This window comes from Vibrio sp. 1401 (assembly GCF_033340295.1).
Genome location: NZ_JAWOWF010000019.1, coordinates 33,452 through 47,574 on the forward strand (window position 1 = coordinate 33,452; position 14,123 = coordinate 47,574).

Consider the following 14,123-nt stretch of genomic DNA (forward strand, 5'->3'; position numbering starts at 1 on the left):
CCAACTGGCTCTAGAGGTTGATAAAGGCATGATTACATTGCGGCTTTCTTCGCTTCTTCGACCCATGCGTCGAACTTTTTCTGGTTCGCTTTGATCCAACCATTTACATGAGACTCGATGTCCGCTGAGCTGTTCTTACCTTGGCTCATCATCATATTCTGAGCACTAACATCATTGATATTTAGTTTGATGATTTCAAATAGCTTCGCAGCAGCAGGGTTTTTTTCCGTAAACTCTTTATTGGCAACGATGCGCATAGAGTTCATCTCGAAGCCGTAGTTCTTACCGTTCTCTAGTGTCGTATCAATGTCCTTACGCTCACCAGGAAGTGAAGAGAATGGCACTTCTAACCACACAACATCTTTCCCTGGAACTAAAACGCCACTTACCCAGTACGGTGTCCAAGTGTAGTAAAGAATCGGATCGCCTTTTTTGTAACGTGAGATCGTATCAGCGATAATCGCCGCGTAGTTACCTTGGTTGTGTGTTACTGTGTCACGAAGTTTGAAAGCATCCAACTGATGCTCAACAACCATTTCACACCCCCAACCTGGGTTACAACCAGTTAAGTCCGCTTTGCCATCGCCGTTTGCATCGAATAGCTTCGCCAATTTTGGATCTTTTAACTGACCAATGTTAGTGATGTTATATTTTTCCGCGGTTTTCTTATCGATCAAATAACCTTGCGCAGCACCACTTACATATTGGCCTTTACGGAAGAACTTATCATCACCGCCCGACATCGTGTACTTATCGGCGTGAAGAGGGAACCAACCAACCGCTAAGAAAGTAGCATCACCTTTAGCAATAGAGGTGTAGCCTACGTTGTAGTCCACTTCTTTGGTCGGTTTAACATCGTAACCAAGCTCTTCAAGTGCGCGGTTTACGATCAACGTTTGAAATGTTTCTTCTGCAACGGTTGATTGAACAGGCTGAACAGTGACACCTTCACCCGGTAGTTCACTTGCCACACCATAAGTTGAAAATGCGATAGTACTTAGAGCTCCAACAGAGAGCGCTTTCTTCCATGAATTATTCATTGATGTTTCTCCTAAGTTTTAGATCGTCTTGGTTCGTCTTTGTTTTCAGTTTTAATAGGTATGAAACAGGACCTGTGTGATACCAGCGAAGTTTAGTGTTGCCCGCATTAACCCCTAACACCTGGGTGATACGGTCTAACAAAATCGCAAGAATAACGATGCCTAAGCCACCAACGGCAGCAAGACCCATATCAAGTCGGCCAATACCACGAAGTACCATTTGGCCTAAGCCGCCAACAGCAATCATTGAAGCAATCACTACCATAGAAAGTGACAGCATTAAGGTTTGGTTTACACCTGCCATGATGGTTGGTAACGCCAACGGTAACTGGATGCGATAAAGCATCTGTTTTTTGTTTGCCCCGAAAGAGTGGCCAGCTTCGATAAGCTCTTCAGGTACTTGCTGAATACCCAAAATAGTCAGGCGCACAACGGGAGGCAGGGCGAAAATGATCGTTACTACTACGCCAGGAACGTTACCAATACCAAACAACATAACAATTGGCACAAGGTAAACGAACGCGGGAGTCGTTTGCATTGCATCTAATATTGGCCTAACAAATTTGGCAGCGGTTTGGCTCCTTGCCAACCATATCCCCATTGGTAGCCCTATAAGCAAACAGAAGAAAACGGCGGTTAACACCAGTGCTAGCGTTGTCATCGCTTGTGACCACGCACCAATTAGGCCGATGAAAACAAGGGATACAAGAGTAGAAAAACCAAGTTTTACATTGGAAAACTGCCACGCTAGCAAAAATAAAATGAGTACCATTATAGGCGCAGGTGTAGACACCAAAGCAGTTTCAAACGACGTTAGAATAAAGTCGATTGGAACTCGTATTGCTTGGAAAACAGGTCGACCATGTTCCACCAGCCAGTTCAAACCGGATTCTACCCAGCTATCGAGGGGTAAAACCGCATCTTGGAATGGGTTCATAATATCGAATGGCGCTTGCTCTACAGTTTCTGAGTTGAGCCAATCATTACTTGGCGCGGCCTCTGTACCTTGCGACCAAGGATCATCTTGCGCAGGAGCAGTATTTGACCAGGGATCATTGTTAGTTTGCTCTGAAGACATCGTGTTAATCCTTATCTAGTGTTTGTAGAAGACGTGATTTAGTCACGACACCAAAGTAAGTTCCTTTCTCATCTACGACAGGCACGGCATAAGGAACACCAGCAACCAGACCCAAAATGTCATTAATTGACTGATCAGGCTGAAGAGTAACTTCATCCGGTAATTGAGCACTGGCTAACGAACGGTTTTCTTTATGAGCCAAACGTAGTGAATCAAGAGATACGATGCCGGAATATCGGCTAGATTTATCGACGACAATGCCGTAATCACGGTCGTGATCCATCAGAATCTGCATCGCAGAGCCTGGACCGTCATTTTCCGATTTCTTAAAAACAGCCGCTGGCTTCTTGCGCGCGATATCTTTTGCTGTCAAGACACTTGCGATGTTTACGCCGCGGAAAAACGCTTCGACATAATCATTTGCTGGACTGTGTAATATTTCATCAGGTGTACCAACCTGAACAACTTCACCGTTTTGCATGATGGCGATGCGGTCGCCAATGCGCATTGCTTCATCCAAATCATGAGAAATGAAGACAATTGTGCGTTTGTCATCGTTCTGTAGACGAATAAGCTCATCTTGCATCTCAGAACGGATCAATGGGTCTAAAGCGGAAAACGCCTCGTCCATTAATAGGATGTCAGGATCACAGGCTAACGCTCTCGCTAAACCAACGCGCTGTTTCATACCACCGGATAATTCGTCAGGGAAAGATTCTGCATAAGGGTCTAAACCCACTCTTTCTAAGGCGGAAAGGGCACTTTTCTGACGCTCATTAACATCGATGCCGGCAAGTTCTAAACCAAAGGCGGCATTTTCAATCACCGTCATGTGTGGCATGAGTGCGAAACTTTGAAACACCATTGAGATATTATTACGACGAACTTCTCGAAGTTCATTCTCGGAGATGTGGGCGATATCTCTTCCTTTGAGATAAACACTACCTTTAGTCGGCTCAATGAGCCGGTTAAGAAGTCGAACAAGGGTGGATTTCCCGGAGCCAGAAAGGCCCATGATTACGAAAATTTCCCCTTCATTTATGGTGAGAGATACATCGTTTACGCCGACTGTTAAACCTGTCTGTTCAAAAATACCGTCTTTATCGACGCCTTTGTCGATAAGCGAGAAGGCTCTCTCTGGGTCTTCTCCAAACACTTTATACAGTCCCTTAACTTCCAGTATGGGATCCATGTTATCTGTCCTTTTTCGTGTGTTTATAACTGTTTAACGATTTGTACTCTAATTAATTTTAGTTCAACTTTCAACGAAAGGGGGGTGGTTAACTAGTTCTGCCGTGCATAGAGAATTCGTTGAGCAAGGTATGTTCAATTCTTATTTTTTATATTTAAAACAATTGCTTGTGATGTGTTTTTATCCGCCATAACGTTGCCCTGACGTAGGGTTGAATTTATTTTGAATTTTTTTGTACATTTCAACTCAACTCGCTTGCATAGATATAAGCTGTGATAGCTTAGAACTCTACATATAAAAAGGTTAGAGCTCTAATTTTTGGTTAAGGCTTGGTCCTGTGAAATCGGTTAGGTACTGTTATCCTTAGATTTATTTATTGCTTGATTTCACTCAGGGTGATATTTATCGCTGTAGTTTAGGCAACGTATGGAATAAAAAATGGAAGCCGAACAGTTAGAAGTGCTCAATTTCATTAGCCAGTACCCACCTTTTGATGACCTACCTGAAGAGCAGCTTAGAAAAATTGCTCTCAATGCCGAGGTTGCATACTTTCGGCAAGGAACAAAAATCCTTAACTTCGGAGATACGATCCGCGACTTGTATATGGTGAGAAGTGGGGCGGTAGAGATTTATCGACGTAAAGGTGAACTTTACAACAGGATTGATGCTGGTGGACTGTTTGGTCAGATGGGGTTGTTGATGAACAACCGCGTACGTATGCCAGCCAAAGCGATAGAAGACACTCTCGTTTACTGTATTCCGGAAAACATCTTCAATGAACTTTGTGATGAGTTTGAAAACTTTGCGGACTACATGGAACTGGAAGATAGCGCGCGTTTGCGAAGCGCAATATCTAGCCGATCTGAAAGCAATGACTTTACCACCGCTAAGGCACGTAAAATCTTAGCAAGAGATCCAGTAACTCTGGAGGCAACGGCTTCAATTCAGGAAGCTGCAATACTCATGGCAGAGGAGAATGTCACCTCTCTGCTCATTATTCGCCCGACAGAGGAGCTCACAGAAGAAGATGACGAACAGCTGCTTGGAATATTGACTGATCGCGATCTTTGCATTCGCGTACTAGCTCAAGGTATTGATACCAATATTCCAGTGAGTGAGGTCATGAGTTATGACGTTGTTTCATTGGATTATAACGCCTATGTGTTTGAGGCCATGTTAACTATGTTGCGTTACAACGTGCATCATTTACCAATTTTAAAAGATAAAAAGCCGATAGGAATTATTGGCATGACGGACATCGTTCGTTACGAATCTCAGAACAGCCTATTGCTAGTGAGCTCTATTTTTCAGCAAACCAGTGTCGAGGATCTCAAGCAGGTTTCTGAACAAGTAAAAGACTGTTTCGTAAGAATGGTCAATGAAGATGCCAACGCGCACATGATTGGTCGAGCCATGTCGGTTATAGGCAGTAGTTTCAAACAACGCCTCGCTGAATTAGCTGAGCAAGAGTTCGGCCCAGCGCCCATTCCTTATTGTTTAGTCGCAATGGGTTCAATGGCGAGGGATGAGCAGCTAATTGTAACGGATCAAGATAACGCGCTTATTCTCGATAACAGTTATGACGTTGAGATTCACGGAGAGTACTTTGAAAAGTTTGCTAAATTTGTTTGTGATGGTTTAGCGGCATGCGGCTATGCTTATTGTACTGGAGACATTATGGCTACCAACCCAGAATGGCGAAAAACTCGTGCAGAATGGGAAGAATGCTTTGGAAACTGGATAGACAATCCAACCCCTGAGAGATTGTTAAATAGTAATATCTTTTTTGATCTCCTCGGTGTGCATGGGCGAGTGAAATGGGCGGAGCAATTAAGCAGCTTTATTGTGAGACGAGCGAAAAGAAATAACCGCTTTCTTGCTTGTATGGCGTATAACGCAATACGTAGGACGCCTCCACTGGGCTTTTTCAAAGACTTTGTGATGGAGAAAGATGGTCGTCATCGCAACTCGATTAACTTGAAGCGAAGGGGGACGGCTCCGTTGGCCGATTTAATACGGGTGCATTCTCTGGCAATCGGTTCGCGATCGCAAAACTCTTTCGACCGTTTAGATGACATTAATGATGCTGGCATTTTACCGAAAGGTCGAGGTTTGGATTTAAGGGATGCGATGGAGCTAATCTACATGGTTCGAATTCGTCACCAAGCCCTTGATATAGAAAATGGAGAAGAGCCAGACAACAATATTGAGCCGGAGAACATGTCTGAATTTGAACGTCGAAACTTAAAAGCAGCATTTCAAATTCTAAGTAACGCTCAGAACTTCATTAAGTTTCGATACCAGAGAAGTAGCAAATAATGTGGTTCTCAAAAAAAGTAGAAAAAGAACAGCCGTTGTTGGATACATCCCAGACGCCAGAGTGGTCAATGTTGTTCAAACAACTAGCTAAAGAAGCGAAAGACGAGAGGCTCAAACGCTACTATTCGACACCGATGGTTAATGGGGAAACACCAATTGAACAAGTGCCATTTGTCTCGGTAGACTTTGAGACAACAGGATTGAACTCGGAAGAGGATGTCATTCTCACGATCGGACTTGTGCCGTTCACTATTGATCGTGTTCAATGTAATGGTTCTGCTCATTGGGTCGTTAACCCAAACAGAGAGTTAAACCACGAGTCTGTCATTATTCACGGTATCACTGACTCTGAGGTTAAAAACGCGCCGCAGCTGTCTCAGATCTTGGGTGAAATATTGGATGCGTTGTCAGGCAAAGTGGTACTTGTTCACTACAAGAACATTGAAAGGCAGTTCTTTAATAACGCCTTGCTAAATAGCATCGGAGAGGGGATACAGTTTCCTGTTGTTGATACGTTAGATATTGAGTATGCGATACAACGCCGTGAATGCAGAGGTTTTATCAATAAGTTGAAAGGCAAGAAACCCGGTTCTGTACGATTAGGGTACGCTCGTGAAAGATATGGCCTCCCTGCTTATCAACCTCACCATGCCCTGACGGATGCGTTAGCAACTGCGGAGCTGTTTCAAGCACAACTGCAGTATCACTTTAATCGAAACATGCCAATATCTTCGGTTTGGCAATAGGCGTTATTTATGGTGAAAACAATAAAATGCAATGAGAGATAGGGGGCTTTAAGATTATGATGGCGGATTGAGTAACCGCTTATAAGAACAATGTTTTATGAACATGTGCTTGGTAGTGATGAAGACGTTTCATTACTCGAACTCCGACGAAAGTAATTTAAACTTGGTCACGTATTTTTAAGGAGATTATCCGTGAGCACCGATAATAACGGTGGCATTCAACGCCCCGATGGAAAAGTAAACGCAATAGATACTGACTATCAAATTGGTCAGGATAACGTTGCGCTAAAGGTAGGCCCATTTGGCCTTGATATTCACAACCGTGTTTTTGCAATTTCTGGCTTAGCAATCGTCATGTTTGTTGTGATAACACTATTATTCCGAGAACAGGTAGAGCCGTTTTTTGCAGACCTACGAGCGGGTTTGTTACACAATTTAGACTGGTTTTTTCTCGCTTCAGGTAATATTTTTGTCATTGTCTGTGTCGGATTGATCTTCACACCATTGGGCCGTGTGCGAATCGGTGGTACTGAAGCAACACCGGATTACTCCTATGCCGGATGGTTGGCAATGCTATTTGCTGCAGGTATGGGCATTGGTCTCGTATTCTTCGGGGTATCAGAACCGATGTCCCATTTTAGTTCTGCGATTGGTGGCGTGAGCGTTGAGAATGGTGTACGTACTGACTGGGCACCGCTAGGTGGTGCAGAGGGCGATGCAACTGCAGCTTCGGCATTAGGGATGGCTGCGACGATTTACCACTGGGCACTTCATCCGTGGTCAATATACGCGCTCTTGGCTCTTGGACTGGCTATCTTTTCATTTAACAAAGGTTTGCCACTCACTATGCGCTCAATTTTTTACCCTTTGTTTGGTGAGCGTGTATGGGGTTGGACTGGTCATATTATCGATATTCTTGCAGTGGTAGCGACGGTTTTTGGTTTAGCAACATCGCTAGGCTACGGTGCATCTCAAGCCGCAACGGGTTTGAACTTCCTGTTTGATGTCCCAATGACCAATACCACGCAGGTCATATTGATTATTGGTATTACTGCGCTCGCTTTAATCTCTGTTGTGGCTGGACTCGATAAGGGCGTGAAAATCTTATCTGAAATCAATATGGGTCTTGCAGCACTGCTATTGCTATTTGTTATTGTTGTTGGCCCGACGATTGCGATTTTAACTGGTTTCTTCGAGAACATCGTTTCCTATGTGGCTAATATCCCTGCCTTATCTATGCCATTTGGACGAGAGGATGTGAATTACTCTCAAGGCTGGACGGCGTTTTACTGGGCGTGGTGGATTTCTTGGTCACCATTTGTGGGTATGTTCATCGCACGTGTGTCTCGCGGTCGTTCAGTTCGTGAGTTTATTATTTGCGTTATTCTTATCCCATCTTCAGTTTGTGTGTTATGGATGACGGCTTTTGGCGGTAACGCAATTAGCCAATACGTTAATGATGGCTACGAGGCGGTGTTTAACGCAGAACTACCTTTAAAACTTTTTGCCATGTTAGATGTTATGCCATTGGCTGAGATAACATCTTTTGTCGGCATTATCTTAGTCGTGGTGTTCTTCATTACCTCTTCTGACTCAGGATCACTGGTTATTGATACTATTGCTGCGGGCGGTAAGGTCGATGCACCAACGCCACAACGCGTGTTCTGGTGTACGTTTGAAGGTTTGGTTGCGATTGCATTGATGTTGGGTGGTGGTCTAGCTGCTGCTCAAGCAATGGCGGTGACGACTGGTTTACCGTTTACTATTGTTTTACTTGTTGCAACGGTATCTTTGATAAAAGGTTTGATGGATGAACCTCGTCCAAAGGCGGTTTCTAAGAAATCAAAATAACTAGTATCAGCAGTTAAATTATTGATAAAAGCGGTATGCGAAAGCATGCCGCTTTTTTTTGGATTTCTATTTTTCTCTGAGAAATGAACAGCATGGAAAACGGTCTTATTCTGGTTGTTTTTTGTACTGTGCATTTAGGTGACTATTTAATAAATTAGACCTCGAACTATTTTAACTTTTGGTTAATAGGTTTATTTTTGTGATTTGAATCACAAAAATACCGATAAAAAGGCGGATTATTTGATTTTTAGTCGCGAGGGATGCCCATAATAAAAAGGAAATTTAATTAGACCTCAAAGGATATGTATTTTCACATGATCACATCAGCACCTTGGGTCCTTTATCCAGAGATTGGAGAAGACTCAAGTAAAAAATGGATTTTTCGTGAGCCTAAAATCTCTGATGGTGACGACATTTACAGCTTGATTGCAGACTGTCCTCCATTGGACATGAACTCATCTTATTGCAATTTCCTACAGTCTACGCATTTCAGCAAAACCAGTATTTTGGTTGAGCAAAAAGGCGAAATCGCAGGTTTCATTTCCGGTTATCAGAAACCAGACGAGCAAGACGTTTTATTTGTCTGGCAAGTTGCAGTCTCACCTCGCTTTAGAGGTCATGGTTTAGCATTCCGCATGTTGAAAGAACTTCTCACCCGAGAGGAATTAGGCGGTGTTAAATCGGTAGAAACTACCATCACGGAAGATAATAAAGCCTCTTGGGCACTGTTCAAAAAGTTAGATGCGATGAACGGCAATTCTGGCCAAGTAAGCACATTTTTGGATGAAGAAGCCCACTTTAAAGGCAAACACGATACAGAATATTTGTATCGCATTCCTCTCAAATAATCCTCAAACAATAGGAAATAAAAACGGTCTCATCATGGATATTTTCAAAAAGCAGGAATCCAACGTACGCTCATATTCAAACAATTTCCCGGTCGTTTTTCGTAAAGCGAAAGGCTGCTGGCTAGAAACAGAACAAGGTGAACGATACTTAGACTTCCTTGCTGGAGCGGGATCTCTAAATTACGGCCATAACAATCCAGTACTAAAACAAGCGTTGCTTGAGTACATTGAAATGGACGGTATTACTCACGGTTTGGATATGCACTCAGAAGCGAAAGCATCGTTTCTGGAAGCGTTGGATACTTACATCCTTAAACCAAGAAACTTGGATTACAAGGTTCAGTTTACGGGCCCAACAGGTACTAACGCTGTTGAGGCGGCATTGAAGCTGGCTAAAAAAGTAAAAGGCCGCGACAGCGTCGTTGCGTTTACTAACGGTTTCCATGGTTGTACTGCTGGCGCACTGGCTGCAACGGGTAACCAGCATCACAGACAAGGTAACGGTTCTAGTCTAAGTAACGTCACTCGTATTCCATTTGAAGGTTACGCTGGCGTAGATGGTCTTGCGCTGTTCGAAACCATGCTAAATGATAACTCTGCAGGTATGGATAAACCAGCCGCTGTACTTCTTGAAACTGTGCAGGGTGAAGGTGGTTTAAATGCTGCTTCAAACGAGTGGTTACAACGTTTGAGCAAAATCTGTAAAGCCAATGACATTCTTGTGATTGTCGATGACATTCAAGCAGGTTGTGGACGTACCGGTACTTTCTTTAGTTTCGAGCCGTCTGGTATCCAACCGGATATCGTGACGCTATCGAAGTCGATCGGTGGTTACGGTTTGCCGATGGCTGTCGTATTACTTAAGCCTGAGCTTGACCAGTGGAAGCCAGGCGAGCATAACGGTACGTTCCGTGGCAATAATCACGCCTTTATTACTGCTGCAAAAGCACTAGAAATTTACTGGGCAAACGATGATTTTGAAACACACATCAAGCAGTGTTCAGACAAGGTGAGTGCAGTGATTGACCGTTGTGTTCGTCGCTTTCCACAAATGTTTGTGCAGAAAAAAGGCCGCGGCATGATGGTTGGTATTGAATGTATCAATGGTGACATGGCATCTGAAATCGCGAAAAACTGTTTCGAGAATGGAATGGTGATAGAGACAGCGGGTCCAGACGATGAAGTTGTGAAGTTCTTCTGTCCACTAACCATCAGCGAATCAGAGCTAGATCAAGGACTAAGCATCTTTGAAAATGCAGTAGAGACTATCGCTGCGAAACATTTCAAACAAGCATCTTAATAAGGATTTTAATTATGATCGTCAGAACTCTAGATGAATGCCGCAACAGCGAACGACGTGTTGTTTCAGATAACTGGGAAAGTGTCCGCATGTTGTTGAAAGACGACAACATGGGTTTCTCTTTCCACATCACAACGATTTATGAAGATACAGAAACTCATATTCACTATCAAAACCACCTTGAATCGGTGTTTTGTATGAGTGGTGAAGGTGAGATTGAAGTTGTAGGTGGAGAAACGTACCCAATCAAACCAGGTACATTATATATCCTTGATAAACACGATGAGCACTACTTGAGAGCTTATAAGAATAAAGAAATGGTAATGGCGTGTGTGTTTAACCCACCGATTACTGGCGCTGAAGTGCACGATGAAAACGGTGTTTATCCTCTCGTTGACTAAAAGATGATGGTGGGGTGCTTTGCCACCCCACACTTTACTATCTCTTCTTTTTTCTTTTTAAAGTTACCAATCAAAAAAGGCTTATCATGACATTTACCGTAGAAAAAATCGGCGGTACATCAATGACAGCATTTGATGCTGTTCTCGACAATATTATTCTTCGTCCCAAAACACCATACAATCGTATTTTTGTCGTATCTGCATACGGTGGTATGACCGATGCGCTGCTCGAGTGTAAAAAAACCAGTAAACCAGGCGTTTATCAGCTTATCGCGAAACGCGACGACAAATGGGAAGAAGCGTTAGCGTACGTTGAAAGCCGTATGTTGCTGACCAATGAAAATATTTTTGCGGACCCAATGAATCGTATCCGTGCGGATAAATTCATTCGCTCCCGCATTGCTGAAGCGAAAAACTGTATCGCGAATATTTTAGAAACCTGTCAGTACGGTCAATTTTCGTTGCGCCAGTACTTGCCTCAAATTCGAGAGTTTCTCTCGTCTATCGGTGAGGCACATAGTGCTTACAACACAGCACTAAAACTAAAAAATATGGGTATTAACGCTAAGTTCGTTGACCTGTCTGGTTGGGATAATCAAGCGCCAAGAAGCCTTGATGAGTCGATCAGTGACGCGTTTGCTGATATCGATGTATCAAAAGAACTGCCAATCGTGACAGGTTATGCTTACTGTAAAGAGGGCCTAATGCACACTTATGACCGAGGTTATAGTGAGATGACATTTAGCCGAATTGCAGCAATAACAAAAGCGGATTTAGCAGTAATTCACAAAGAGTACCACTTGAGCTCAGCAGACCCACGCGTTGTTGGCCCTGAAAAAGTATTACCAATTGGTAGTACAAACTATGACGTAGCAGACCAACTTGCTAACCTTGGCATGGAAGCGATTCACCCAAATGCCGCTGCGGGTTTACGTGAAAGTGGTATTGAGCTACAGGTTAAAAATACATTCGAACCTGAACACGAAGGTACTTTGATCTCTTCAAGCTACCGCCCAGAAGAAGACAAAGTCGAGATCATCGCAGGTAAAGAAAAAGTATTTGCACTGCATTTGTTTGACCAAGCAATGGTAGGAAAAGCCGATAACGTTAGTTACGAATTGATGGAAATCATCTCCGATGCTCGTGTAAGTTTGGTTGGTAAAGAGATGAACGCTAACTCTATTACTTACTATCTAGGTGGCAGTACTGATAGCTTAAACAAAGTATTGTATAAAGCCGAGAAACGTTATCCGAATGCCTCGATTAAAGGTCGTATGGTCGCGCTTATCTCAGCCATCGGTTCTCAAATTGATACCAACAAGACGTTGGCGAAAGGTGTGCTTGCATTGATGAATAATGGCGTTACGCCAGTTGCACTGCACTCATCATTGAGAAATGTAAATGTTCAATTTGTTGTCGGTGATAAGGAATACCAGCACGCGATTTGCGCATTGCATGATGAGTTTTTCCAAAGTAGCAGTGTAGCTAAATCGGTTAATGTGGCTTAGTTTATCCACGGTTAAAATACAAAGGAGAGCAGGTTAGCTCTCCTTTTTTTTGTTTTTCAGTTTGTACTCACAATGCCCACTTTGTATAGGCTAAACAGGCGATTTAAGTAAGTTCCTATGTGGCGATACACATAAGCCAGCAGAATGGTCTGCTGGCTTATGTTACTGATTAACTAACGTTAACTTAGTTTACTTAAACTTGCTGATTTCTTGTTCAACTTTGTCTAGTTGTTGCAGCTTCTCTTGCATTTTTAGAGAGTCGTAGTTTAGTGAAGCAGGGTTCATCGCTGTGCCACGCTGCATTGGGTATTCTGGAAGTGTTTTAAAGAACTCTCCCACAACGTCTTGTACAGGTACAAATAGCCACATGTTGTCAGCCATCCAACGCAAGTACATTTGTGATTCGCTTGGGCCTTTTTCGAATGGGTCAGCGCGTAGGTGGATGATTTTAGGCCAGTTCGGAGCAAAACGAACTGCGTTACTTAGGTTCCCTTCAAGCGTTGCAAAGTGAAGTTTCCAGTCATTCCAGCGGACAGCGTTTAATTCACCATTAGACGTAAAGTAAAGCAGCGACTCACGAGGGCCTTTTTCTTCCTTACCTTCAAAGTATGGCATGAAGTTATAACCATCTAAATGCACACGCCATTCTTTGCCATTTGCTTTGTAGCCTTCTGCCAGTTTTTCTTTTACATCAGGTACGCCAGCAGCTGCCAATAATGTAGGCAACCAGTCTTGGTGTGCCATCATTTCATTGATCTTGGTTCCTGGCTTAATGACGCCTGGCCAACGAACCAGTTGAGGAACACGCATACCGCCTTCCCAAGTTGTACCTTTTTCACCATGGAATGGTGTTGCGCCACCATCTGGCCAAGTCATGGTTTCTGCGCCGTTGTCCGTTGAGTAGATAACGATAGTGTTGTCTGCAACACCTAGCTCATCCAGCTTGTCGAGTAAAACACCTACATGATCATCATGTTCCAGCATACCATCGGCATAAATGCTTACACCTGATTTACCTTGGTATTTTTCCTGCAAGCGAGTCCAAACGTGCATACGAGTGGCGTTATGCCAAATAAAGAAGGGTTTATCCGCCTTAACTGCTTTTTCCATAAATGCCAAAGAGCTCTCTAGGAACTCTTCATCTGCGTGCTCCATACGTTTTCGTGTCATCGGGCCAGTGTCTTCAATCTTACCGTCGGCATAAGACTTAATGACACCACGAGGGCCATAGTTTTTACGAAACTCTGGGTCTTTAGGGTAGTAATAAGTTTCAGGTTCTTCTTCTGCGTTTAGGTGATATAAGTTACCGAAGAATTCGTCAAAGCCGTGTTTTGTCGGTAAGTGCTTATCTTGGTCACCTAAGTGGTTTTTACCAAATTGACCCGTCATGTAACCTTGTTCTTTTAACAGATCTGCAATGGTTGGTGCCCAATCAGGTATGCCGTGGTCAGAGCCTGGCATACCAATTGTTAACAAACCCGTACGAAATGGCTCTTCACCCGTAATAAAGGCAGCGCGACCAGCAGTACAAGACTGTTGTCCGTAGTGATCTGTGAACAACGCACCTTCATTCGCGATACGGTCGATGTTTGGCGTTTTGTAACTCATCATACCTTGGTTGTATGCGCTGATATTCCAGTAGCCGATATCGTCACCAAAAATTGCCAGTATATTCGGTTTGTCTGCTGCTATAGCAGCACTAGACGCCGCTAACAGTCCTGCGCCTACAGCGATTTTGCTCAATTGATTTGCCATAAAAACTCCAGATTGTTGAGAGTAAAGATAAGCACAAGTGAGCCTTATGCTTAGTTGCTGCATAAGTTAATGATGTATATAGAAA

At 43.4% G+C, this 14,123-nt stretch carries 11 protein-coding genes; 7 read left to right on the forward strand and 4 right to left on the reverse strand.

The annotated features are described in order from the left end of the window. Positions 1 to 32 precede the first annotated feature (32 nt). The 3 genes from proX to proV are packed head-to-tail and all read right to left on the reverse strand — an operon-like array spanning position 33 to position 3,310. On the reverse strand, positions 33 to 1,040 hold the full coding sequence (proX, locus tag R7Z77_RS11765; RefSeq protein WP_054865582.1) for a glycine betaine/L-proline ABC transporter substrate-binding protein ProX: 1,008 nt from the start codon (positions 1,038 to 1,040) through the stop codon (positions 33 to 35). Continuing rightward, on the reverse strand, positions 1,033 to 2,118 hold the full coding sequence (proW, locus tag R7Z77_RS11770) for a glycine betaine/L-proline ABC transporter permease ProW (protein WP_005377778.1): 1,086 nt from the start codon (positions 2,116 to 2,118) through the stop codon (positions 1,033 to 1,035). The genes proX and proW overlap by 8 nt, the downstream gene beginning before the upstream one ends. Positions 2,119 to 2,122: 4 nt before the next feature. Beyond that, a complete protein-coding gene (gene proV / locus R7Z77_RS11775; protein WP_005377777.1) occupies positions 2,123 to 3,310 on the reverse strand; it encodes a glycine betaine/L-proline ABC transporter ATP-binding protein ProV in 1,188 nt (395 codons plus the stop codon). Positions 3,311 to 3,748: 438 nt separating this feature from the next. Here proV and R7Z77_RS11780 point away from each other — a divergent pair, with 438 nt between their 5' ends. From R7Z77_RS11780 to R7Z77_RS11810, 7 genes are all read left to right on the forward strand, one after another. Further along, a complete protein-coding gene (locus R7Z77_RS11780) occupies positions 3,749 to 5,629 on the forward strand; it encodes a DUF294 nucleotidyltransferase-like domain-containing protein (protein WP_005377775.1) in 1,881 nt (626 codons plus the stop codon). Then, positions 5,629 to 6,375 (forward strand): 3'-5' exonuclease, encoded by a 747-nt coding sequence (locus R7Z77_RS11785; RefSeq protein WP_005385697.1) that lies wholly within the window; start codon positions 5,629 to 5,631, stop codon positions 6,373 to 6,375. The genes R7Z77_RS11780 and R7Z77_RS11785 overlap by 1 nt, the downstream gene beginning before the upstream one ends. Before the next feature lie 192 nt (positions 6,376 to 6,567). Beyond that, a complete protein-coding gene (locus R7Z77_RS11790) occupies positions 6,568 to 8,226 on the forward strand; it encodes a BCCT family transporter (protein WP_005377772.1) in 1,659 nt (552 codons plus the stop codon). Positions 8,227 to 8,540: 314 nt separating this feature from the next. Beyond that, entirely contained in the window at positions 8,541 to 9,074 is a 534-nt protein-coding gene (ectA, locus tag R7Z77_RS11795) for a diaminobutyrate acetyltransferase (RefSeq protein WP_005393379.1), read from the forward strand. A gap of 34 nt (positions 9,075 to 9,108) precedes the next feature. Further along, complete coding sequence (gene ectB / locus R7Z77_RS11800; RefSeq protein WP_017820939.1) at positions 9,109 to 10,374, forward strand: diaminobutyrate--2-oxoglutarate transaminase; 1,266 nt, start codon at positions 9,109 to 9,111, stop codon at positions 10,372 to 10,374. Between the two features lie 14 nt (positions 10,375 to 10,388). Continuing rightward, positions 10,389 to 10,775 (forward strand): ectoine synthase, encoded by a 387-nt coding sequence (locus R7Z77_RS11805; RefSeq protein ID WP_005377769.1) that lies wholly within the window; start codon positions 10,389 to 10,391, stop codon positions 10,773 to 10,775. A gap of 86 nt (positions 10,776 to 10,861) precedes the next feature. Next, a complete protein-coding gene (locus R7Z77_RS11810) occupies positions 10,862 to 12,283 on the forward strand; it encodes an aspartate kinase (protein WP_318136679.1) in 1,422 nt (473 codons plus the stop codon). A gap of 189 nt (positions 12,284 to 12,472) precedes the next feature. Here R7Z77_RS11810 and R7Z77_RS11815 read toward each other — a convergent pair whose 3' ends face one another. Next, positions 12,473 to 14,038, reverse strand: coding sequence for an arylsulfatase (locus tag R7Z77_RS11815; RefSeq protein ID WP_130546076.1), 1,566 nt, complete (start codon positions 14,036 to 14,038; stop codon positions 12,473 to 12,475). Positions 14,039 to 14,123 lie beyond the last annotated feature (85 nt).

Bases quoted from the DNA above. Each gene is read 5' to 3' on its own strand.
- R7Z77_RS11780 (WP_005377775.1), top strand. From the start codon at position 3,749: ATGGAAGCCGAACAGTTAGAAGTGCTCAATTTCATTAGCCAGTACCCA.
- R7Z77_RS11785 (WP_005385697.1), top strand. From the start codon at position 5,629: ATGTGGTTCTCAAAAAAAGTAGAAAAAGAACAGCCGTTGTTGGATACA.
- R7Z77_RS11810 (WP_318136679.1), top strand. From the start codon at position 10,862: ATGACATTTACCGTAGAAAAAATCGGCGGTACATCAATGACAGCATTT.
- proX (WP_054865582.1), bottom strand. From the start codon at position 1,040: ATGAATAATTCATGGAAGAAAGCGCTCTCTGTTGGAGCTCTAAGTACT.
- proW (WP_005377778.1), bottom strand. From the start codon at position 2,118: ATGTCTTCAGAGCAAACTAACAATGATCCCTGGTCAAATACTGCTCCT.
- proV (WP_005377777.1), bottom strand. From the start codon at position 3,310: ATGGATCCCATACTGGAAGTTAAGGGACTGTATAAAGTGTTTGGAGAA.
- ectA (WP_005393379.1), top strand. From the start codon at position 8,541: ATGATCACATCAGCACCTTGGGTCCTTTATCCAGAGATTGGAGAAGAC.
- R7Z77_RS11805 (WP_005377769.1), top strand. From the start codon at position 10,389: ATGATCGTCAGAACTCTAGATGAATGCCGCAACAGCGAACGACGTGTT.
- ectB (WP_017820939.1), top strand. From the start codon at position 9,109: ATGGATATTTTCAAAAAGCAGGAATCCAACGTACGCTCATATTCAAAC.
- R7Z77_RS11815 (WP_130546076.1), bottom strand. From the start codon at position 14,038: ATGGCAAATCAATTGAGCAAAATCGCTGTAGGCGCAGGACTGTTAGCG.